The 21,021-nt window shown below is 71.6% G+C and carries 19 protein-coding genes and 1 pseudogene; 10 read left to right on the forward strand and 10 right to left on the reverse strand.

Annotated elements, in window-relative coordinates:
- Positions 1–7 precede the first annotated feature (7 nt).
- Both D2L64_RS13360 and D2L64_RS13365 read left to right on the forward strand, forming a co-directional pair.
- On the forward strand, positions 8–883 hold the full coding sequence (locus D2L64_RS13360; protein WP_119576337.1) for a S66 peptidase family protein: 876 nt from the start codon (positions 8–10) through the stop codon (positions 881–883).
- 153 nt (positions 884–1,036) lie between these two features.
- Positions 1,037–1,534: a hypothetical protein gene (locus D2L64_RS13365; RefSeq protein ID WP_119575954.1), complete on the forward strand. Its 498-nt coding sequence runs from the start codon at positions 1,037–1,039 to the stop codon at positions 1,532–1,534.
- 129 nt (positions 1,535–1,663) lie between these two features.
- Here the strand turns inward: D2L64_RS13365 and D2L64_RS13370 are convergent, their stop codons facing one another.
- The 3 genes from D2L64_RS13370 to glnA all read right to left on the reverse strand — a co-directional run bounded on the left by D2L64_RS13370 (position 1,664) and on the right by glnA (position 6,848).
- Positions 1,664–4,705, reverse strand: a complete 3,042-nt coding sequence (locus D2L64_RS13370; protein ID WP_233558934.1) for a carbohydrate binding domain-containing protein — start codon at positions 4,703–4,705, stop codon at positions 1,664–1,666.
- Positions 4,706–4,976: 271 nt separating this feature from the next.
- Positions 4,977–5,402: a DUF350 domain-containing protein gene (locus D2L64_RS13375; protein ID WP_119575957.1), complete on the reverse strand. Its 426-nt coding sequence runs from the start codon at positions 5,400–5,402 to the stop codon at positions 4,977–4,979.
- Positions 5,403–5,498: 96 nt separating this feature from the next.
- Positions 5,499–6,848: a type I glutamate--ammonia ligase gene (gene glnA, locus D2L64_RS13380; protein ID WP_119575960.1), complete on the reverse strand. Its 1,350-nt coding sequence runs from the start codon at positions 6,846–6,848 to the stop codon at positions 5,499–5,501.
- 208 nt (positions 6,849–7,056) lie between these two features.
- Between glnA and D2L64_RS13385 the strand changes: the two genes are divergently transcribed.
- The 3 genes from D2L64_RS13385 to D2L64_RS27265 all read left to right on the forward strand — a co-directional run bounded on the left by D2L64_RS13385 (position 7,057) and on the right by D2L64_RS27265 (position 10,419).
- Positions 7,057–8,823, forward strand: a complete 1,767-nt coding sequence (locus tag D2L64_RS13385; RefSeq protein ID WP_119575963.1) for an NAD+ synthase — start codon at positions 7,057–7,059, stop codon at positions 8,821–8,823.
- 128 nt (positions 8,824–8,951) lie between these two features.
- On the forward strand, positions 8,952–9,797 hold the full coding sequence (gene panB / locus D2L64_RS13390) for a 3-methyl-2-oxobutanoate hydroxymethyltransferase (protein ID WP_119575966.1): 846 nt from the start codon (positions 8,952–8,954) through the stop codon (positions 9,795–9,797).
- Between the two features lie 100 nt (positions 9,798–9,897).
- Complete coding sequence (locus D2L64_RS27265) at positions 9,898–10,419, forward strand: hypothetical protein (RefSeq protein WP_158603497.1); 522 nt, start codon at positions 9,898–9,900, stop codon at positions 10,417–10,419.
- A 132-nt stretch (positions 10,420–10,551) separates the two neighbouring features.
- Here the strand turns inward: D2L64_RS27265 and npdG are convergent, their stop codons facing one another.
- The 4 genes from npdG to D2L64_RS13415 all read right to left on the reverse strand — a co-directional run bounded on the left by npdG (position 10,552) and on the right by D2L64_RS13415 (position 14,129).
- Positions 10,552–11,247: an NADPH-dependent F420 reductase gene (gene npdG / locus D2L64_RS13400; RefSeq protein ID WP_119575972.1), complete on the reverse strand. Its 696-nt coding sequence runs from the start codon at positions 11,245–11,247 to the stop codon at positions 10,552–10,554.
- A gap of 77 nt (positions 11,248–11,324) precedes the next feature.
- Positions 11,325–12,758 (reverse strand): RNB domain-containing ribonuclease, encoded by a 1,434-nt coding sequence (locus D2L64_RS13405; protein WP_119575975.1) that lies wholly within the window; start codon positions 12,756–12,758, stop codon positions 11,325–11,327.
- Between the two features lie 70 nt (positions 12,759–12,828).
- Positions 12,829–13,842, reverse strand: coding sequence for a histone (locus D2L64_RS27570; RefSeq protein WP_199714521.1), 1,014 nt, complete (start codon positions 13,840–13,842; stop codon positions 12,829–12,831).
- 77 nt (positions 13,843–13,919) lie between these two features.
- Complete coding sequence (locus tag D2L64_RS13415) at positions 13,920–14,129, reverse strand: hypothetical protein (protein ID WP_119575978.1); 210 nt, start codon at positions 14,127–14,129, stop codon at positions 13,920–13,922.
- Positions 14,130–14,334: 205 nt separating this feature from the next.
- Between D2L64_RS13415 and D2L64_RS13420 the strand changes: the two genes are divergently transcribed.
- Genes D2L64_RS13420 through D2L64_RS13430 form a run of 3 tightly spaced genes read left to right on the forward strand, consistent with a single transcriptional unit; the run spans position 14,335 to position 17,074 of the window.
- A complete protein-coding gene (locus D2L64_RS13420) occupies positions 14,335–15,603 on the forward strand; it encodes a M48 family metallopeptidase (protein WP_233558935.1) in 1,269 nt (422 codons plus the stop codon).
- 42 nt (positions 15,604–15,645) lie between these two features.
- Positions 15,646–16,155: an NUDIX hydrolase gene (locus D2L64_RS13425; RefSeq protein WP_119575984.1), complete on the forward strand. Its 510-nt coding sequence runs from the start codon at positions 15,646–15,648 to the stop codon at positions 16,153–16,155.
- Entirely contained in the window at positions 16,148–17,074 is a 927-nt protein-coding gene (locus D2L64_RS13430) for a nucleotidyltransferase domain-containing protein (protein WP_119575987.1), read from the forward strand. Before D2L64_RS13425 ends, D2L64_RS13430 begins: the two co-directional genes overlap by 8 nt.
- A gap of 28 nt (positions 17,075–17,102) precedes the next feature.
- Here the strand turns inward: D2L64_RS13430 and D2L64_RS13435 are convergent.
- Positions 17,103–17,773: pseudogene (locus tag D2L64_RS13435) on the reverse strand (GyrI-like domain-containing protein); the annotation flags it as partial.
- A gap of 374 nt (positions 17,774–18,147) precedes the next feature.
- Between D2L64_RS13435 and D2L64_RS13440 the strand changes: the two are divergent.
- Together D2L64_RS13440 and D2L64_RS13445 are read left to right on the forward strand one after the other, a co-directional pair.
- Positions 18,148–18,519, forward strand: a complete 372-nt coding sequence (locus D2L64_RS13440) for a hypothetical protein (protein ID WP_119575990.1) — start codon at positions 18,148–18,150, stop codon at positions 18,517–18,519.
- On the forward strand, positions 18,516–18,986 hold the full coding sequence (locus D2L64_RS13445) for a roadblock/LC7 domain-containing protein (protein ID WP_119575993.1): 471 nt from the start codon (positions 18,516–18,518) through the stop codon (positions 18,984–18,986). The genes D2L64_RS13440 and D2L64_RS13445 overlap by 4 nt, the downstream gene beginning before the upstream one ends.
- A gap of 265 nt (positions 18,987–19,251) precedes the next feature.
- On the opposite strand, the gene D2L64_RS13455 is transcribed toward D2L64_RS13445, so the two are convergent.
- Complete coding sequence (locus D2L64_RS13455) at positions 19,252–19,794, reverse strand: HtaA domain-containing protein (RefSeq protein WP_147376236.1); 543 nt, start codon at positions 19,792–19,794, stop codon at positions 19,252–19,254.
- A 58-nt stretch (positions 19,795–19,852) separates the two neighbouring features.
- Entirely contained in the window at positions 19,853–20,971 is a 1,119-nt protein-coding gene (gene ald / locus D2L64_RS13460) for an alanine dehydrogenase (RefSeq protein WP_119575999.1), read from the reverse strand.
- Positions 20,972–21,021 lie beyond the last annotated feature (50 nt).

Consider the following 21,021-nt stretch of genomic DNA (forward strand, 5'->3'; position numbering starts at 1 on the left):
CACCGTCATGCTGGTCTCCCCGTCCGGGCCGACCCGGCCGGAGCGGGTGGCCCGGGGGGTCGAACTGCTCACCGGCTGGGGCCTGCGGCCGGTGCCGGCCCCGAACGTGTACGCCCGGCACGGCTACCTGGCCGGCACCGACGCGCTGCGCGCGGCCGACCTGAACACCGCCTTCGCCGACCCGGCGGTGCGCGGGGTGATCTGCACTCGGGGCGGTTACGGCGCCCAGCGGGTGGTGGACGCGATCGACATGGCGGCCGTACGCCGGGATCCGAAGGTGGTGGCGGGTTTCTCGGACATCACCGCCCTGCAGTTGGCGCTCTGGCGGGGTGCCCGGCTGGCCGGGGTGCACGGTCCCGGTGCGGCCTGGCGCGACGAACGCACCCCGTTGGCCTCCGCCGAGTCGCTGCACGCGGCGCTGACCACCACCGAGCCGGTCACCGTACGCGCCGCCGAGAGCGAGGAGACCTTCGCCGTACGCGTAGCGGGTCGCGCCGTGGGTCGGCTGCTCGGCGGCAACCTCTGCCTGGTCGTGGCCTCGCTGGGCACCCCGGACATGCCCGACCTGACCGGGGCGGTGCTGCTGCTGGAGGACGTGCAGGAGCCGCCGTACAAGGTCGACCGGATGCTCACCCAGCTGCGCCGCGCCGGTGCGCTGGACGGGCTGGCCGGGGTGGCCGTCGGCCAGTTCACCGACTGCGCGGACGGCTGGGAGGTGAGCGTCGCCGACGTGCTCACCGAGCGTCTGGGTGAGCTGGGCGTGCCGGTGCTGGGCGGGCTGCCGATCGGGCACGGGCCGGGTCAGCTGAGCGTGCCGGTGGGCACCCGGGCCGTCCTCGACGCCGACGCCGGCACGCTCAGCGTCGCGCCCGCCGTCCGCTGACCGTGGCCACCGCCCGTTCGTGGCGCCAACGACTCTCTTGTCCGGTTCGGCGGGCCCGATTGCCAGGCCGCTGACAGGTTCGCCACGGGTCATCACCAGCCAGCCCCGTCACTGTCGGTGACGTCAACGCATCACCGACGAGTTGGAGGACTGATGTCCCGCAGCATCTCGAAGAAGCACGTGCTGGCCGGCCTGGTCGCCGCGGGCGTACTCGGCGTGGGGATCGCCGCTCCCACCGTGGCGCTCGCCGACGACAAGACGCCCAGCGCCAGCGCCGACGCCAGCCAGCAGGACGACCAGCGGCCCGAGCGTGGGGCGCAGCGGGAGGCGTTCGCCGAGGCCCTCGCCAAGGAGTTGGGCGTGTCCACCGACAAGGTGACCGCCGCCCTGGAGAAGCTGCGCGAGGAGCACAAGCCGCAGGGCAAGCCGGACGGTGAGCGCCGTGGCGGCGACCGTGAGCGGGGCGGCGACCGTGGGCCGCAGGGTTCTTCCGAGGACCGCAAGGAGGCCATGGCGGAGCGGCTCGCCAAGGCGGTCGAGGAGGGCAAGCTCACCCAGGAGCAGGCCGACGCGATCACCGCGGCCGTCGAGGCCGGTGTCTTCGGTGGTCCCGGCGCTCGCGGCGGCAGCGACGACTCCGCCGGCAAGTGACGCCCGCCGCGCCTGCGTGACCGGCCGCACCGTCTGGTGACCGCCGGCGGCACGGCGGCCGGGGGCGGCACCCGACATCGGGATGCCGCCCCCGGCCGGGGTGTCACGCCCCGCGCAAGAACACCCGGGTCATCTCAGGTACGGCCCGGTCTCACCGATCTTTCCGGGCGCCGGGTTTCCGGGCAGGCTGAGCACGTACACCCGCAGGTTGCCCTTGCCGCTGACCGAGGCGGTCAGGGTGCCGTTCGTGACGACCTTGACGTCTCCGGTCACCGCGTCGGTGTAGGTGCCGTTGGGTATGCCGGTGAACGTGGCGCTGCCGGAGACGGTGACCAGTGCGAAGCTGTCCACCCCGCCCCCGGCGAACCGGCGCTTGTACGCCATCTGGTTACCGCTGATCCCCTCGGTCGAGTACTGCCCCTTCTGGAGCGCGGGGATGGCCCGGCGGATCTGGTTGAGCCGCTGCACGTGCTTGACCAGTGGCTTGTCCAGGGTCTGGGCGACCGCGCCGGAGGCGCTGGCGACCACGCCGAAGTCGGCGGCGGTGACGCTGCCGGCCAGGTGACCGCCGTAGTAGGCCCGACCGGTGGTGGCCAGCGGGCAACTCGGGCCGCAGTCGATCGGCGCACCCTTCTGGAACTCGATCTCGGAGCCGTAGTAGAGCGTCGGGATGCCCCGGAACGTCCACATCAGGCTCATGTTCTCCGCCCAGGCGTCGGTGCCGCCGGTGTACCGGACGCTGGACTTGTTCGGCCCGTAGTCGTGACTGTCGACGTAGACCACGTTGTAGGTGGCGTCGTTGTAGCTGTCGTCGGAGTCCCGACCGTTGCCGAAGGCGTTGTTCGCATCGCCGAAGTTCATGTGCATCCGCATGTCGATCACGTTCATGCCGGAGAAGCGCGAGTGATCGGGCGTGTGGTAGTCGTTGCCGCGCAGGAAGGCGTTGTCACTGGTCGGCTGGTTGCCGGTGCCGAGCAGTTGTTCGTACTCGTACTGCTCGATGGCGGCCCGGACGTCGTCGGGGCTGTACTCGCGGCGCTCGGACCAGGTGAAGAACTGCGCGGAGTGGTTGACCGAGCCGCGGTTCCACTTGTCGTTGACGAACGCGGCCACCTCGCCGAAGACGTAGAAGTCCTTGCCCTTCTCACCGTGCCGGGCCACCGCGTGCTGTCGGATCGCCGGTAGGAACCGGCGGTTCCAGGTGACCCGGGGGATGTGCACGGCGGTGTCGATCCGGAATCCGTCCACGCCCATGTCGATGTACCTGTTGTAGGCGTCGATCAGGTACTGCTGCACCCGCTCGTTCTCGGTGTTGAAGTCGGCCAGGTCCTCGTGCAGCCAGCAACTGCGCGAGTCCTCGCCCTCCCAGTTGCCGATCCAGCACTGGTGGTACAGGTCGGCCGGGAACAGACCGCTGGTCGGCACGGGCCACTGGCAGTGGTAGACGGTGTAGCCCTCCCGGCTGTAGGCGCCGTTCGGGGTGCCCCACCGCAGGCAGCGGTTGCCCTCCGGGGCCGACGACGACCACAGGTCACCGTTGTACGGGCGCCCCTTGGCCTGGGCGTTCTGTGCGGCGGTCAGCGTGGGGTCGGCACCGTCGTGTTCGTCCATCGGGTCGTACTCCCGGCCAGCCTGCGGCTGGTCGTAGTACCACTTCCACTGCTCGTCGCGGACGCCGTACACGGTGGGGGTGAACAGGCCCTTGGCCCCCCACCGTGAGCTGTGGTTGTAGACCACGTCCTGGAAGATCTTGATGCCCTTGCCGTGCGCGGCGTTGATCAGTTCCTGGTAACTCGCGCCGGGGCTCTCCAGGCGCGGGTCGACCCGCTGGAAGTCCCAGCCGTGGTAGCCGTGGAAGTCGTAGTCGGAGCGGTTGAGCACCACCGGGGTGATCCAGATGGCGGAGAAGCCGAGGGCCTTGATGTAGTCGAGCTTGTCGATCAGCCCCTGGAAGTCGCCCCGGAACATCGGGTCGTCGTTGGCCGCGTTGCCGGAGCGCACGTGCTGGCTGCCGCCCCGGTTGTTGCTCGGGTCGCCGTCGGCGAACCGGGCGGTCATCACGAAGTAGATCGTGTCCTCGCGCGGGTCGCCGCCGAGCGGGGAGCCGCCGGCCGGTGCGGGCGGCGCGTCGCCGGTGGTCGCGGTCACCGGGTCGCTCGCCGCCGATCGGTTGCCGGCCTCGTCGCGCGCCCGCACCGTCCAGCGGTACGTGGTACGCGGCAACAGGCCACCGGCCACGTGGCGGGTGCCGGTGGTGGTCACGGTCACCGGTTCCGTCGTGCCGCCGGTGCGGGTCACCTCGTACCCGGTCACCGCCCGGTCGTCGGTGGAGGCCGTCCAGCTCAGGGTGACCTGGACGTTGTCCACCTCGGCGGTGAGCCCGGTCGGGACGGACGGCGCGGTGGTGTCCGGTGGGGCCGGCGGGCCGCACGGGTCCGCCGCGGCCGGGGTGACCACGCCGCCGGAGACGGTGCTGCGCCCGGTGCCGATCGCGTAGTCCGCGCCGTTGTTGTTGTCCCACTGGCCGGCGCCGTTGTTGAAGGCCGCGGTGAGGCCACCGGCCGACTCCAGGTCGATCACCTTGCGCGCCCAGCCGGCGCAGGCCGCCTCCATGGCCACCCCCGGCACCGCGGTCCAGGCGCCGCCGGTCGGGCGGTAGTGGATGTTCGCGGCACTCCAGCCACGGGTGGTGAGCCGGTAGTAGACCTCGGCGGTCGCCCCGCCGGGTGTACCGCTCGGCGTCGGCGAGGGACTGCTTCCGACGCACGGGTTTCCGCTGCCGATCCGCCCGCCGGAGACGGTCACCGAGCCGGTGCCGAGTCGGTAGTTGGCCCCGTTGTTGTTGTCCCAGGTTCCCGTGCCGTTGGTGAAGACGACCTGCAGGCCGGTGGCGGCACCCAGGTCGATGCTCTTGCGCCGCCAACCGGTGCAGGCGGGTTCCATGGCGACGCCGGGAACGGGGGTCCAGGCGGCACCGTCCACGCCGTAGTGGACGTTGACCGAGGAACCCCAGGCGGTGGGTGGCTGGTAGTAGACCGTGACGGTGTTGGCGGCGGCGGCCGAGGTAACGGGCAGCAGGCTGACGGTGAGGCCGACGGCGAGGGCGAGAACGCCCCACCGTCCCCGCCGCCGACCGCGCGCGCCCGCACGGCTCATCGAACGGTGTTCCATGGCTCTCCTGACACCTCGCGTCGGGCTCAGCCCGGCGCATCAACGCGAAAGGTGTTGCAAGCCCTTGCAGCAAGGTTGCGAGGAAGTTACCAGCTTGCATCCCTCGCCACCAGAGAGCACCTCCACCGACATCCTGTTCTAGCTGGTCAAGCATATGGAAGAGACTTACAAACCTTTCAGCACCATTCACCGGGTACCGCTGACCGCCACCCCAGACACGGACCACCCCGGCCGGGCACGAAGCCCGACCGGGGTGGGACGGCGGATCAGCTCAGGCGATGCAGGCGCAGACGATCAACGCGGCGCCGAAGTGGCTGGCGGCGCTGACCTTGGCCACCGGGTGGGGCTCCTCGGAGCAGATGACCTCGCCGAGTTTGCCCGGGGTGAGCAGGTCCAGGACGACAAAGGCCAGCGCCATGATGCCGAGGCCGATCAGCCCGAACAGCACCGTCGAGGCCAGCCCCTTGGCGAAGTCGTGGTAGCTGGTCAGGATCGCGGTGAACACGATTCCGGCGACGCCGAGCTGGTTGGCGGCGAGCAGCAGCCCGGCGTTGGCGTTGCGGCGTACCCAGATCAGGTCCCGCAGCTTGCCGGGCGTGAGCAGGTCGACCAGCCCGAACCCGGCGGCCATCAGGCCGACGCCGACGACGCCGAACACCACACTCTGCCAGGCCCCGCTGAGCAGATCCTCCAACACCGACTGCCTCCCCGACCGTCATCTCCGGCCGGCAGGGCGCCGGCACGGTGATCGAGACGATAGCGGCAGCCCGCAACGGGCCGGCGGCCCGGCGGGTTACAGCGACAGGTAGTGCTGGCGCTCGTACGGGGTGACCTCCCGGCGGTACTGCTCCCACTCGGCCCGCTTGTTGCGCAGGAAGAAGTCGAAGACGTGCTCACCGAGCACCTCGGCGACCAGTTCCGAGCCGGCCATCACGTCGATCGCCTCGGCCAGGTTCTCCGGCAGCGGCTCGTACCCCATGGCCCGCCGTTCGGCGCTGGTCAGCGACCACACGTCGTCCTCGGCGCCCGGCGGCAGCTCGTAACCCTCCTCGATGCCCTTCATCCCGGCACCGAGCAGCACCGCGAAGGCGAGGTACGGGTTGGCGGCCGAGTCGGGCGAGCGGACCTCCACCCGGGCCGAGTTGGGCTTGCCGTACGCCGGGACGCGGACCAACGCGGAGCGGTTCAGGTGCCCCCAGCAGACGTACGCCGGGCTCTCGGTGACCCGGTCCGGCAGGGCCTGCGGGAACAGCCGCTTGTACGAGTTCACCCACTGGTTGGTGACCGCGGTGTACTCCCGGGCGTGGGCCAGCAGGCCGGCGATGAACGCCCGGGCCACCTTGGAGAGCTTCATCGGATCGCCCGCGTCGTGGAACGCGTTGCGCTCCCCCTCGAACAGCGACAGGTGGGTGTGCATGCCGCTGCCCGGCTGGTCGGTGAAGGGCTTCGGCATGAAGGTGGCCTGGACGCCGGTGGAGAGCGCCACCTCCTTGACCACGTGCCGGAAGGTCATGATGTTGTCGGCGGTGGTCAGCGCGTCGGCGTAGCGCAGGTCGATCTCCTGCTGGCCGGGGGCGACCTCGTGGTGGCTGAACTCCACCGAGATGCCGATCCGCTCCAGCGACAGCACCGCCTGGCGGCGGAAGTCACGGGCCACCGCGTGGGTGGTGTGCTCGAAGTAGCCGCCGGTGTCCACCGGCACCGGGACCGAGCCGTCCATCGGCCCGTTCTCCAGCAGGAAGAACTCGATCTCGGGATGGGTGTAGAAGGTGAAGCCCTTCTCGGCCGCCCGGGACAGCGCCCGGCGCAGCACGTGCCGGGGGTCGGCCCAGGACGGGCTGCCGTCGGGCAGCAGGATGTCGCAGAACATCCGGGCGCTCTCGCCGCTGACCCCGCCCTCGAAGGGGAACACCTGGAACGTCGTCGGGTCGGGCATGGCCACCATGTCGGACTCGAAGACCCGGGCGAAGCCCTCGATCGCCGAGCCGTCGAAGCCGATGCCCTCCTCGAAGGCGGCCTCCAGCTCGGCGGGGGCGACCGAGACGCTCTTGAGCGTGCCCAGCACGTCGGTGAACCAGAGCCGGACGAAGCGGATGTCCCGCTCTTCCAGCGTACGGAGGACGAACTCCTGCTGACGGTCCACTACCCCAACCTTCCGCGACGCTATGTCCGCCTTCGGCCGGGCTTTACCCGACCTGACCGACCAGTCTCCACCGACCCGATTACGCAGACGTTACGCGAACCGCCGTCACCCCGTCCCGCGCAGTCCCGACCCGCGGTCGGCGGCCCGCACGGCCGGCGAGAGCCGGCGCCCACGTGTCGACCCCACCCCGCTGGGGCAAGATGAGGACATGCCCACCCTGCGTCTCGCTCTGTGCCAGGTCAACCCCAGCGTCGGCGACCTCACCGGCAACGCCGCCCTCGTCCGCGCCTGGACCCGCCGGGCCGCCGACGCCGGCGCCCAGCTGGCGCTCTTCCCGGAGATGATGCTGACCGGCTACCCGGTGGAGGACCTGGTCTTCCGACGGTCCTTCGTCGCCGCGTCGAAGGCGGCCCTGGACGCTCTCGCCGCCGACCTCGCCGCCGACGGGCTGGGTGAGCTGCCGGTCGTGGTCGGCTACCTGGACGCCGACGGGCCGCCGCAGGTCAGCGGGGACGCCGAGCCCGGCCGCGGCGCCCGCAACGCGGCCGCGCTGCTGCACCGGGGCACGGTGGCGGCCACCTACTTCAAGCACCACCTGCCCAACTACGGCGTCTTCGACGAGGACCGCTACTTCGTCTCCGGTGACATGCTCACCGTGGTCCGCCTCGGCGGGGTGGACGTGGCGCTGACCATCTGCGAGGACCTGTGGCAGGCCGGCGGCCCGTTCGCCGCCGCCCGGACGGCCGGCGTCGGGCTGGTGGTCAACATCAACGGCTCGCCGTACGAGCTGAACAAGGACGACGTACGACTGCCGGTGGTCCGCCGCCGGGCCGCCGAGGCTGGCGCCACCATCGCGTACGTCAACATGATCGGCGGGCAGGACGAGTTGGTCTTCGAGGGCGACTCGATGATCGTCGCGCCGGACGGGACGCTGCTGACCCGGGCCCCACAGTTCGTCGAGCACCTGCTCGTACACGACGTGCAGGTGCCGGCGGCCACCGACGGGGCCACGGCCGCCGACGGCGCGGAGGTCGCCGACGGGCTGCGGGTGGTACGTCGTACGGTCGATCCGATCCCGGCCGCGCCGGACGGCCCGGCGGCCACCGGCGGGATCATCGAGCCGGTGGCCGACGAGGCCGAGGTGTGGCAGGCGCTGGTGCTGGGCCTGCGCGACTACGTGAACAAGAACCGCTTCCCGTCGGTGGTGCTCGGCCTCTCCGGCGGCATCGACTCGGCGGTGGTGGCGGCCATCGCGGTGGACGCGCTGGGCCCGGAGCGCGTGGTCGCCGTCTCCATGCCCAGCCAGCACTCCTCGGAGCACAGCCGGGAGGACGCGGCCGACCTGGCCAAGCGCACCGGGCTGGACTACCGGGTCGAACCGATCCAGCCGATGGTCGACACCTTCCTGGCGAACCTGTCGCTGTCCGGGGTGGCGGTGGAGAACCTCCAGGCACGGGTACGCGGCGTGCTCCTGATGGCGCTGTCGAACCAGGAGGGGCCGTTGGTGCTCACCACCGGCAACAAGAGCGAACTGGCGGTCGGCTACTCCACCCTCTACGGCGACTCGGTCGGCGGCTTCAACCCGATCAAGGACGTCTGGAAGACGCTGGTCTGGCGGCTGGCCAAGTGGCGCAACGCCGAGGCGACCCGCACCGGGCAGACGCCGCCGATCCCGGAGAACTCGATCGGCAAGCCACCGAGCGCCGAGTTGAGCCCGGGCCAACTGGACAGCGACAGCCTGCCCGACTACGACGTTCTCGATCCGATCCTGATCGGCTACGTGGACGGTGACCTGGGCCGGGACGGCCTGGTCGCCTCGGGTCACGACCCGGCGGTGGTGGACAAGGTGCTGCGGATGGTGGATACCGCCGAGTACAAGCGCCGCCAGTCCGCCCCCGGCACCAAGATCTCCATGAAGGCGTTCGGCCGGGACCGCCGGTTGCCGATCACCAACCGGTGGCGCGAGGACGGCTGAGCGACGACGCCCTGCTCAGCCGGGAGTGACATCCTGCACTGCGCCCTGCCGCGACCGGGGTCACCGGTGCGACGATCGCGGCAGCGCCCGGGGACCGCGTACGCGGCCTCGAGGAAAGGAGAAGTGCCATGGTGGAGTCCACTCCGGCCGAGGTGACCGCCCTCTACGGCGGTCCGGCCACCCGTCGGGTCCGCACCCGTGACCTGCTCGCCGCCAAGGAGCGCGGCGAGAAGTGGCCGATGCTCACCTCGTACGACCAGTACACCGCCTCGATCTTCGACGCGGCCGGCATTCCGGTGCTGCTGGTCGGCGACTCGGCGGCGAACAACGTGTTCGGCTACGAGACCACCCTGCCGGTGACCGCCGAGGAGCTGCTGCCGCTGGTACGGGCCGTGGTCCGGGCCACCCGGCAGGCGCTCGTCGTCGGTGACCTGCCGTTCGGCTCCTACGAGGAGGGACCGACCCAGGCACTGCGCACCGCCGTCCGGTTCATGAAGGAGGGCGGCTGCCACGCGGTGAAGCTGGAGGGCGGGCGGCGCTGCGCCGACCAGATCGCGGCCATCGTCGGGGCCGGCATCCCGGTGATGGCGCACATCGGGTTCACCCCGCAGAGCGAACACACCATCGGCGGCTACCGGGTGCAGGGCCGGGGCGACACCGCCGAGGAGGTGATCGCCGACGCCCGGGCGGTGGCCGAGGCGGGTGCCTTCGCGGTGGTGCTGGAGATGGTGCCCGGCGAGGTCGCCAAGCGGATCACCGCCGAGCTGGCCATCCCCACGGTGGGCATCGGCGCCGGCCCGGAGACCGACGCGCAGGTGCTGGTCTGGCAGGACATGGCGGGGCTGCGGTCCGGCCGTACGCCGCGCTTCGTGAAGCGCTACGCCGACCTGGCCGAGGTGCTCGGCGACGCCACCCAGCGGTTCGCCGCCGAGGTCCGTGGCGCCCAGTTCCCCGCCGCCGAACACACCTTCTAGCCGACCGTCGGGATCGGGGTACGGAAGCCGCCCCGGCTTCCGTACCCCGATCCAGGGCAGGGGCGACAGGGTGCCGCGGGAACCGCTAGGGTTCGCGGGCGTGAACCGGATTCGATCTTCTGCTCTTGCCCTGACCTGCGCCTCCGTGCTGGCACTCACCGCCTGCGGTGGGGATGGGACAGCCGCCCCGACACCGTCCGCGACGCCCACCACCGCACCCGCCACCACGGCGGCCGCCCCGTCGGCGACCCCGTCCGCCGCCCCGGCCACGTCGGCACCGACCGCCGACGCGGCCGGCGACAAGAAACTCTGCCAGGCGCTGAAGAAGGCCGGCAACGACTCGAAGCAGGCACTGGTCAGCGCCCTGAGGTCCGGCAAGGAACCGACCCCCGCGCTGTTCGCGAAGGTCTACACCGACATGGCGAAGGAACTCGGCAAGGTGGCCGGCAGCGGCAGCCCGGACAGCCGGGTGGTCACCGCGGTGGCGGAGTTCCGGGCCCAGGTGACCGAGGCCGCGGCAGCCGCCGATCCGGCCGCGGCCAGCGAGAAGCCCGCCTTCCAGAAGACCGGCGCGAACGTCACCGCGGCCTGCGAGCCGACCGGCGTGGACGTCAACTTCTGAGCACCGGCGCCGGGTCGGGCGCACCGCGAGCCCCGACCCGGCGACACTCGTGCCCACCGTCGCGGCGACGCCCGCGACGGTGGGCGCCCCGACCCGCCGACCGGCGGTGGGCGTGAGCGGCCGTCGACCGGATCAGAGGTCGGTGACCCGCACGCCGGCGTGGGTCTTGTAGCGCCGGTTGATCGCGATCAGGTTGGCGGTGAACGCCTCGATCTGGTGGGCGTTGCGCAGCCGCCCCGCGTACACGCCCCGCATGCCGGGGATCCGGGCGGCGAGCGCGGCGACCACGTCGACCAACTCCCGCTGCTCCGTACAGATCAGCACGTCGAGGTCGATCCGGTCGATCTCCGGGTCGGCCAGCAGCGGCGCACTGACGTGGTTGAACGCGGCACAGACCCGGGAGTCGGGCAGCAGCGCGGCGGCCTGCTGGACGGCGCTGCCCTCGGGCACCGGCAACGCGTACGGGCCCTGCTTGTCGAAGCCGAGTGGGTTGACACAGTCGACCACGATCTTGCCGGCGAGCGGCTCGGCGAGCGCCGCGACGGTGGCGGCGTGCCCGTCCCACGGCACCGCGATGATCACCACGTCGCTGCGCCGGGCCACCTCGTCGTTGTCGGTGCCGGTCACCCCGCCGGCCGGTACGCCGGGCAGCGCGGCGATCTCCGCCGCCGACTGCGCGGCCCGCTCGGCGGACCGGGAGCCGATCAGCACCGGCTGGCCGGCCCGGGCGAACCGGTAGGCCAGCCCCCGCCCCTGGTCGCCGGTGCCGCCGATGATGCCGACGGTGAGTCCGGAGACGTCGGGCAGGTCACTCGGGTCGTATGCCATGGTCGTCATCCTTCCAGTTCCACCGGCCCGGCAGCAGCGGCCGGCGCTGTGAGAATCCCCGCTGGCGGGAGCTGCGATCAGGCGAGTTCGAAGGCGACCGCCCGGGTGGCCGGGTCGGCGGTGACCAACCGGACCCGCACCCGGGTACCGAGCGCCAACTCGCCGACGCAGCGGGCGCGCACCGGCGGGTCGTCCAGCGCCACCGTCCCACCCGGCGGGCGGCCCGGACGGGACCGGCCGTTGGACGGTGCGTCGACGTCCAGCACCGCCGCGTCGAACGTCTCACCCACCCGGTGCCGCAGCAGGACCGCCTCGGCCAGGTCGATGGCGCCGCGACTGGCCGCCGACGCGGTGCGGTCCGTCGCGGCCATCACCGCCGGCAGCCGGGGCAGCGCCGCCCGGGCCCAGTCCGGTACCGCCCGGCCGTCGTGCAGGGCGAGGCAGACCTCCGTGGCGTACCGGTCGGCCAGCCGCCGCAACGGCGCCGTGACATGGGCGTACGCGGCCGCCACCCCGCCGTGCGCCGGCTGCCCGGGCAACTCCCCGTCGAAGGCGGTGTACGCGGCCGACCGCATCAACTCGGCCGCCTGGTCCACGAAGGCGGCGGCTCTCGGCACCGCCGGGTCCAGCCCGAGCAGCAGTTCGCCGACGCCCATCCCGGCCGGCCAGTGCACGCCCAGCGGGGCGGCGGCCGCGCGCAGTCGTTGCACCGCCTCGGCCTTCGGCGCGGGCATCGTACGCAGCAGGCCGATCCCGCCGGCCAGCATGAGATCCGCGGCGGCCATCCCGGTGAGCAGCGAGATCTGCGCGTTGTGCTCCTCCATCGGCACCGGTGCCCGCAGCACCAGTCGCCAACCGTCGCCGTCGGCCTCCACATCCTGCTCGGGAATCGGCAGGTTGATCGCGCCACGGCGCAGCCCACGCGCGGTGAGCAGGGCCCCGATCTCGGGCAGCAGGGCGACCGGCTCCGGCAACCGGCCCGCGTCGGCGTCGGCCTGCACGCCCGGATAGTCCAGCTGGGCCCGGCTGCGTACCAGCGCCCGCTCCACCCGTACGGCGGTGGTGTCGCCGTCGGCGGCCAGGTCGATGGTCCACAGCACGGCCGCCCGGTCGACGGCGGGCAGCAGGCTCGCCGCGCCCTCGCCGAGCGTGTGCGGATGCAACGGCACGTTGCCGTCGGGCAGGTAGACCGTCTGCCCGCGCCGCCAGGTCTCCTCCTCCAGGGCACCACCCGGGCGTACGTGGGCGGCGACGTCGGCTATCGCGTACCACACCCGGAAGCCGCCACCGGCGCGGCGACTGAGCCGCATCGCCTGGTCCAGGTCGCGCGAGCCGGGCGGGTCGACCGTGACCAACGGGATGTCGGTGCGGTCGACGGCCGGCCGGGGCGGCGCGGCGGCGGCCTGGTCGGCCTCCCGCTGCGCCGCCTCCGGATAGACCTCGGGCAGATCCAGTTCGCGGCGCAACGCCCTGAAGTCGATGCGAGGCGCGAGGACGCGTCGGATGACCATGAGCCAATCCTGACAGCGCCGGGCACGCGGCGCCCTCCCCCGACCGAGGGGCCTGCGGGCGTACGCCGGGTCAGCCGGCCGTCTTGCCCGTCCGCCCGGCCGGGTTGGCCCGTCCCGACGCCCGCGCGGCACCGCTAGTCGCCGCCGGCTTGCTGGCCGCCGTCTTCCTGCCCGCGGGGCTCGCCGTGGTCGCGCTCTTGCGGGCGGTCGCCGTGGTCGCGCTCTTGCGGGCGGTCGCCTTGGTCGTCGTCTTACGGGCCGCCGGCCGGGTCGCGGTCGCCTTCGCCGTGGCCTTCCCGGCCGGAGCGGTCTTGCGCGCCGTGGCCGGTTTGCCCGCGGTCGTCTTCTTCGCGGGAGCCTTCGCCGCGGTCGCCTTCTTCGCGGAAGCCTTCGCGGCCGTGGCCCGCTTGCTGGTGGCCGCCGCCACGGTCCGACCGGCCGGCGCCTTCGCCGCGCTGGGCCTCGCCGCGCTGGTCTTCTTCGCGGCTGCGGTCGTCCTGGGCGTGGTCGTCTTCTTCGCCGCGGTCGTCTTCTTCGCGGGAGCCTTCGCCGCGGTCGCCTTGTTCGCGGGAGCCTTCTTCGCGGTCGCCTTGTTCGCGGGAGCCTTCGCCGCGGTCGCCTTCGCCGCCGTGGTCTTCCGTGCGGTCGTGGCCCTCGCCGTCGCGGTGGTCTTCCGCGCGGCGGTGGCCTTCGTCGCCGCCGTGGTCTTCGCCGCCGTGGTCTTCTTCGCCGCCTTCGCCGGCGCCTTGGCCGGTGCCTTCTTCGCGGGAGCCTTGGTCGCCGTGGTCTTGGTCGCCGTGCTCTTCGTCGCCGTGGTCTTGGTCGCCGTCGCCTTGCTGGCGGGTGCCTTCCTCGCCGCCGCCCGGTTGGCGGGGGCCTTCCTCGCGGCGGCCTTGGCGGTGGTGCTGCTGGCCGCCGAGGTGCGCCCGGCGCCGCCGGGTGCGGTCCGGGCCGCCGGAGCGGTGCCACTGGCCCGGCGGCTGGACGGGGTACGGGTGAGGCCGGCGGTGCGATCCGTCGCGGCGGTCTTGCGCGCGGGGGTACGCTTCGCGGCCGGTCGGGTGGCCTGCTGTGCTTCGGCCATCTCGGTCCCTCCTTGGGTACGTGCCACCGCCCTCGCGGCGCACGCAGTACCTCGACACGGGAGGCGTCCCGCGTCGTCTACTTCTCCTCCCCGTCCTCCTCGGCCCAGCGGGCGTCCTCGGCCTCCCACGCTTCGTTGCGCTCCCGCACCGTCTGCAGGGCGTTCTCCGCGTCGGCGGCTGAGGCGTACGGCCCGAGAACGTGCCGGGCCGGACAGGTGTCCTCGCCGCTCTCGACCCGGTGGTGTCGCGTACACCAGTAGTAACGTCCACGTCCGCTGTCACTCATGGGATCACTGTGCACCGGGAAGCGACCAGCCGCCACCGGAACACCGCAAGTCACAAGCGTCTTCCACAGTAGACGTGCAACTACGCCCACGTGCTGAAACGCCGAAACCGGTCCCGGGGCGGCCACCGGCGGGCAGCCGAGGAGCGCCTGGTCATCCGAACGACCGCTGTCGAAACGTCGGCGGCCTCGTCGAGAATCAGCGCTCGTGACCACAACCGCTGCGGACCCCACCGTCTGCCCCAACTGCGACACCCGGGCCGTTTCTCAACTCGACGCGATGCCCTGGTGCCCGTCGTGCGAATGGAACCTCGACGCCTACGACGCCGAACGCAACCCGCCGCTGTTCGGCTGGGCGTGGGTCGACCGGCGCGCGCACCGGCTGGCGTACCGGCTGACCCGGGAGCACTTCGACCGGCTGGTGCAACGGCCCATCGGCGCGAGCGGGGCCGGTCCGGAGCGGGCACTGATCACCACCGCCTCCGTACTGCTACTCCTCGGCGTGGCCACGATCGCGGCCACCGGCCTGTGGCTGACCCTGCGGTCGTTCCCCAGCCTCACCCTGCTGCCCGGCCTCGTCCTGCTCGGCTTCGCATTCGTGCTGCGGCCACGGTTCGGCCGGCTCGACCCGGACCTGGAGGTGCTGTCCCGGCACCAGGCCCCCGAGTTGTTCGCGCTGGTCGACGAGGTGGCCACAGCACTGGGTACGCCGACGCCACAGGTGATCGGCGTGGACGGCAGCCTCAACGCGTACGCCGGCCAGGTCGGCCTGCGGCAGCGCCGGGTGCTCTGCCTCGGCCTGCCGTACTGGGGATCGCTCGGCCCGCAGGAGCGGGTGGCGTTGCTCAGCCACGAACTGGGCCACTTCGTCAACGGCGACCCGCGTCGGATGTTGCTCACCCAGCCCGCGTTCCGGACCCTCGGCGAGGCCGCCGACCTGCTCCGCCCGATGGACACCGGGCACCGCGGCGGGATCCTCGAACTGTTCGGCAACCTGCTGGCGAAGATCTTCCTCGGCACGCTGTCCCGGCTGCTCGCCGCCGCCCACCTGGTCCTCGTCTGGCTGGCCCTGCGGGAGAGCCAGCGCGCCGAGTACCTCGCCGACGAGATGGCCGCGAAGGCCGCCGGATCGGCCGGGGCGACCCGGTTGCTGGACACCATGCTGCGGTTGGAGTCGGTGGCGCTGGCCGTGCGCCGGGAGTCCCGCGCCGGGCACGGCCCGGACCGGTGGCGGGCCACGGTGGCCGAGTCGATGGAGGCCGCCACGGCCCGGCTGCCCCAGCTTCGGCAACTCTCCGTGCGCGACGAGGCGTCGCTGTTCGCCTCCCACCCGCCGGCCGGACTGCGCTGGCAGATGCTCACCAAGCGTGACTGGTGCGACCCGAAGGTGGTGCTCACCGAGGCCCGGATGGAGCGCTTGGACGCCGAGTTGGCCAGGGAGTACGAACGGGTACGCCGACAGATCAGTTTGTCCTGACCGGATGCGGAGCGTCGATCGGCGGCCCGCTAAGGTCGCCGGATGGGCGTACCTGACTACATCCTGCGGATGCGTAAGCACGTCGGCCACGACCTGCTCTGGCTACCCAGCGTCAGCGCAGTGGTGCGTAACGACGCAGGCGAACTACTGCTCGGGCAACGCGCGGACGACGGGCGCTGGTCGGTGGTGAGCGGGTTCGTCGAGCCGGGCGAGCAGCCGGCCACGGCGGTGGTCCGCGAGGTGCTGGAGGAGACCGGCCTGGAGGTCGAGCCGCTGCGGCTGAGCAGTGCGGTGTCGCACCCGCACACCTACCCGAACGGGGACCACTGCGAGTACCTCAACCTCGGCTTCCACTGCCGCCCACTGGGCGGCGAGGTACGCGTCAACGACGACGAGTCGCTGGACGTGCGCTGGTTCCCGCCCGGTCGGCTGCCGGACCTCGACGAACACGCCCGACTGGTAATCCGCCATGCCCTCGGCGCGGAGACCTCGGCGTTCTTCCTGCCCGCCGGGACGCTGTGGGGTGCGCCCGGAGAACTCGAGCGTGGATGAGCCGCTGCGGCGGTACCTGAACGAACTCGTCGCCGCCGCCGGTGCGGTACTCGGTGGGCGGCTGCGCGGTGCGTACGTGGCCGGTTCGGTGGGGCTGGCCGCGTACCAGCCGGGCCGCAGCGACGTCGACGTGGCGCTGGTCTGTGCCGACCCGCTGGGCCGGACGACCGCGGGTGAGTTGGTGACGCGGCTGCGGCACGAGGCGTTGCCCTGCCCGGCCCGTGGCCTGGAGTTGGTGGTGTACCGGCCGGAGGTGGCCCGCTCCGGCACCCCCGAGCCGGGCTTCGAGGTCGAGCTGAACACCGGCGCGCGGATGGACTTCCGGGTCTCGTACGGCCCGGCCGACCGGCCCGCCGCCGACGGCCTGTTCTGGTACGGCCTGGACCGCAGCATCCTGCACCAGAGCGGGCGGGCACTGCTCGGCCCGCCCGCCGCCGAGGCCTTCGCCGACCTCGCCCCGGACGACCTTCGTCGGTTGCTCGTCGACGCGGTGCGCTGGTGGCTGGACCGCCCGATCCCACCCGGTGACGGGCCGGCGCCCGGTGCGGAGGACGCCGTCCTGGGCGCCTGCCGGTCCTGGGTACGGGTGCACCACGGGGTGTGGCTGCCCAAGGTGGCCGCCGGTCGCCGGCTGCTGGCCGACGCCCGCGCGACACCGGCCGACACCACGCCACCGGCCGACACCACGACACCGGCCGACACCGCGACACCGGCCGACGGTCGACCGACACCGGCCGACGGACCCGGGGCGCCGGCGGACGCCGGGTGGCTGGCCGACGCGGCCGTCACCGACCTGGTGGAACGGTCCATCGCGGCCCGCGGCGGCGGCACCCCGCCGAGCGGAGCCGCGGCTCGCTCGTTCCAGCGCCGGGTACTCGCCGCCCTCACCGCCCCGCCGCACCGGCACCGGTCGGGCTGAGCCGACCGGTGCCGCTCCGAGGCCGCCGTCAGGCGGGAACCGGTTCCACCGGGATCCACAGCTCCGCCTCGGCCTGCGTACCGTCGGCGGAGAGGCGGGTGCGGGAGATCTCCGGGCCGGGCCGGGAACGGTACGGGTTGGAAGGGAACCACTGGGTGAACACGTCCCGCCACAGTTGCTGCACGGCCTCGGGGAACGCCCCCGACGCCTCGAACACCGCCCAGTCGCCGGCCGGCACCGGCAGCACGTCCAACTCCGCCGGCACCTCGGCACCGGTGACCGCGCCGAACCAGTAGTCCAGTTCGCTGCCCTCCGCGCGGTCGCCGGCCAGGCCGTCGCTGACGTTGACGATCCCCGCCGGCTCCTGGTCGGACAGGGCCGCGATCCGGTCCCGGGTCTCCGGTTCGATGCTCTTGACGAAGCCACGATGGCCGGGTTCATCCCCTCGTGCACCAGCGGCACCCGGGCCCGGCGGCCGGCGAGCACGAACGAGTTCTTCCCCACGATGCGGTATCGCATACCGCTGCTCCCTTCGACGGTGAGCACGATGCGGTATCGCATACCGCTGCTCCCTTCGACGGTGAGTCGGAAGGAGATCCGGGGCTGGGCGGACAGCGTCGCCCCGGTACGCCGAGCCTCGCCGGGGCCGACACCGTGCACGGCCTTGAACGCCCGGCCGAACGCCTCGGCCGAGCCGTACAGCACTGGACCTTCCTTCCTGATGGCACCCACGCTATGGACGCACCGGGGCCCGCCACCCGACATCCTGTGCCCGATCAGGTCGGGTTGATTACCTCCCGGCTCCCTCATCCCGCCATGATCCGGCCGAGAAGCCCAGGTCAAGGGATGAGTAGGTAGCAGACGCAGGGAGCGTCGAGACATCCACCGCAGCGCCGGTCTCGGTCAGCCCGCCGGTCACCTAGCGTCGCCCGCTCAGTCCCTTTGCGCTGCTCCTGATGCAGATGAGACAGCGAGTGTGCCACTCTCGTGCGAGATTTCTTCGCCGGAACCGCAACTCACCGGAAGAACAAGTGCTGGCGTGAGTAGCTGCGCCAGTCCGACCTGGAGGCACCGTGGCCAACCTCGACACCGCACTCAAGGACGCAATGACCATCGACGGCGCGATCGGCGTCGCGCTCGTCGACTACACCAGCGGGATGACCCTCGGCGTCGCCGGTGGCACCCCGGAGATCGACCTGACCGTCGCCGCGGCCGGCAACACCGACGTGGTACGCGCCAAGATGCGCACCATCGAGATGTTGAAGCTCAACGACGACATCGAGGACATGCTCATCACCCTCGGCGGCCAGTACCACATCATCCGGCCGCTGACCGGGTCGAACGGCAAGGGCCTGTTCCTCTACCTGATGCTCAGCAAGAGCCGGTCCAACCTGGCGCTCGCCCGGCACCAACTGCGCAGCATCGAGGAGCAGCTGGAGCTGTGAGCAGCCACGACACCTTCCTGCCCCGCCGTACCGCGCAGCCGTCGGCCGTACCGCCGCCGCCCAAGCTACCGCCGTCGCTGGCCGGCGACCCGTCGTTGCCGTACCCGGCGATCGGGACCGAGTTGGCCGAGCTGCGCCTACAGATCCCCGGGGTACAGGGAAGTGTCCTCGGCGGCGTGGACGGACTGCGCATCACCCACGACGTACCGGCCCGACTGGACCCGGACGACCTGGCCGCGATGGCCGCCGCCACCTTCGGGCTGGGCCGGCAGGTCAGCCTCCGACTCGGCCAGGGCGACTTCTGCCAGTCGACCGTCCGCAACCAGGCCGGCTACTTCGCCGTGTACGCGGTGGGCTCACAGGCCCTGCTCTCCGTGGTGGGCAGCGACGCGATCAACGTGGCCCGCCTGCACATGTACGCCCCACCCGTCGCCGACCGCCTGGCCAAACTCCTCAGCGGCGGCTGAGGCGTCTGCCAGCTACTCCTCCCACTACCGCACCTCGTCAAAGGTCTCCGGCACGGTCAGCCACCTGGCATGATCGACCGGCCAGAACAGCACGAAGGCCCGCCCGACCACCAAGTCCAGCGGGATCGTGGCCGCCTCGATGTCCTGACCGTGGCTGTTGTAGTCGGCCAGCGAGTCGCTGGAGCAGGATCACCGCAGGATCACCAGTTCCCGCCGGGACGAACCCTCGCTCCGCTTGGCCTGCTCGTCGGCCACGCCGCACAAGCTACCCAACGTTGTCGATTCCCGCAGGTACGGGCGCCTCCTGGGCGCGACGAGCTACACCGGGGCGGACCGGGACCCGGACGGTCAGCGGCGCAAGGGGTTCCCCGGGTGGGTAGGTTCCGCCGAACATCTCGGGTCCGTCGCCGGCGAGCACCGTCGCAGAGTTCAGCCACATCGCGACATCCCCATCAAGTATTCGAGGTGGCAGTTCGATGGCCGCCACCTGCCGGTCAAGATCATCCGGGCGTACGAAGAGTTCGGCGTGGGCGTCGTGAAGGTCGATCCGGGGACGCTTGAGTGCGACTGAGAGTAGCCCGCGGTGCGCGGTGAACCGCACCTCACCCCCAAACGAGAGTTTCAGCGTTCCGGGCGAACTCTCCACGGCGACGAGCGGGAAATAGAACTCACCGGCGCTCGTGACGGCGGCACCATCGCTTACCTCGACCCGCCCGTCCGGCATGCCTCGAATGTAGTGCAGGAACGAGTCCTTCACGCTCCAGGCGAATCCGAGATCCACACGGTCGGTGAACGGCCGAACTATCACGGCATTCTCCTCAGTCCAGCATCAGCAATGGCTTACCGACCTGCGGCAGCAACGGCAGCTACGCGGCAAGCGCCGCTTCCACGGTGGACGACGGGAGGCGGTGTGCCTCCCCGACAAGGGAGTTCGTGAGGATGCCGGCGTGCGCATTCAGACCCTTCCCGAGGGATACATCGTCGCGCAGCGCGCGGCACCAGCCCTGCCCCGCGAGCGCAAGCGCATAGGGAAGAGTCGCGTTCGTGAGGGAAATGGTAGACGTGCGCGGCACGGCGCCCGGCATGTTCGCGACGCAGTAGAAAATGGTGTCGTGCACAGCGAACGTGGGAGCGTCATGGGTGGTGGGACGCGAACCCTCGAAACACCCACCCTGGTCGATGGCGATATCCACGAGTACGGATCCAGGGCGCATCCGCGAGACCATTTCGTCAGTTACCAGCTTCGGCGCAGCCGCCCCAGGGACAAGCACGGAGCCAATGACCAGATCGGCATCCAACAGCGCCTCCGCAATGGTGTAGGGGTTCGATCGGAGTGTGGTGATCCGACCGTCGAACCGCGCGTCGAGCGCCCGCAGCCGCGGCAAGCTGATGTCGATGATCGTGACATCCGCGCCGAGCCCCACCGCCATGGCTGCGGCGTGTTCGCCAGCGACTCCGCCACCGATGACGACAACCTTGCCCTTCGGGGCGCCCGGGACACCACCGAGCAGCAGCCCTCGACCACCGGCGACCCGCATGAGTTGACCGGCCCCGACCTGGGTAGACAGCCGGCCCGCGACCTCGGACATCGGTGACAGCAGTGGCAGGGTCCGGTCGGGAAGCTGGACCGTCTCGTACGCGATTGCGGTGATCCCACTCGCCAGCAGCGCCGCTGTCAGCGGGGCGTCGGCAGCCAGATGAAGGTAGGTGAACAGCACCTGTCCCGCCCGCATCAGCGGGTACTCGCTGCCGACCGGCTCCTTGACCTTCAGGATGAGATCCGCGTCGGCCCACACGGTAGCCGCGTCAGGGGCGATGTGGGCTCCCGCGAAAGCGTATTCCTCGTCGGCGAAGGAGCTGCCGACACCGGCCCCCGACTGCACCAGCACGCGATGACCATGGGCGCTCAACTCCGCAATTCCGGCAGGAGTGGCAGCCACCCGGTTCTCGTTGTTCTTCACCTCGGTCGGGATACCGATGATCATTTCTTCTACCCTTCGCCGCCCGTTCACCTGCCGCATGCCTGCCGCATGCC

Origin of the sequence: Micromonospora radicis (assembly GCF_003583405.1) — a bacterium.
Classification (GTDB): domain Bacteria; phylum Actinomycetota; class Actinomycetes; order Mycobacteriales; family Micromonosporaceae; genus Micromonospora; species Micromonospora radicis.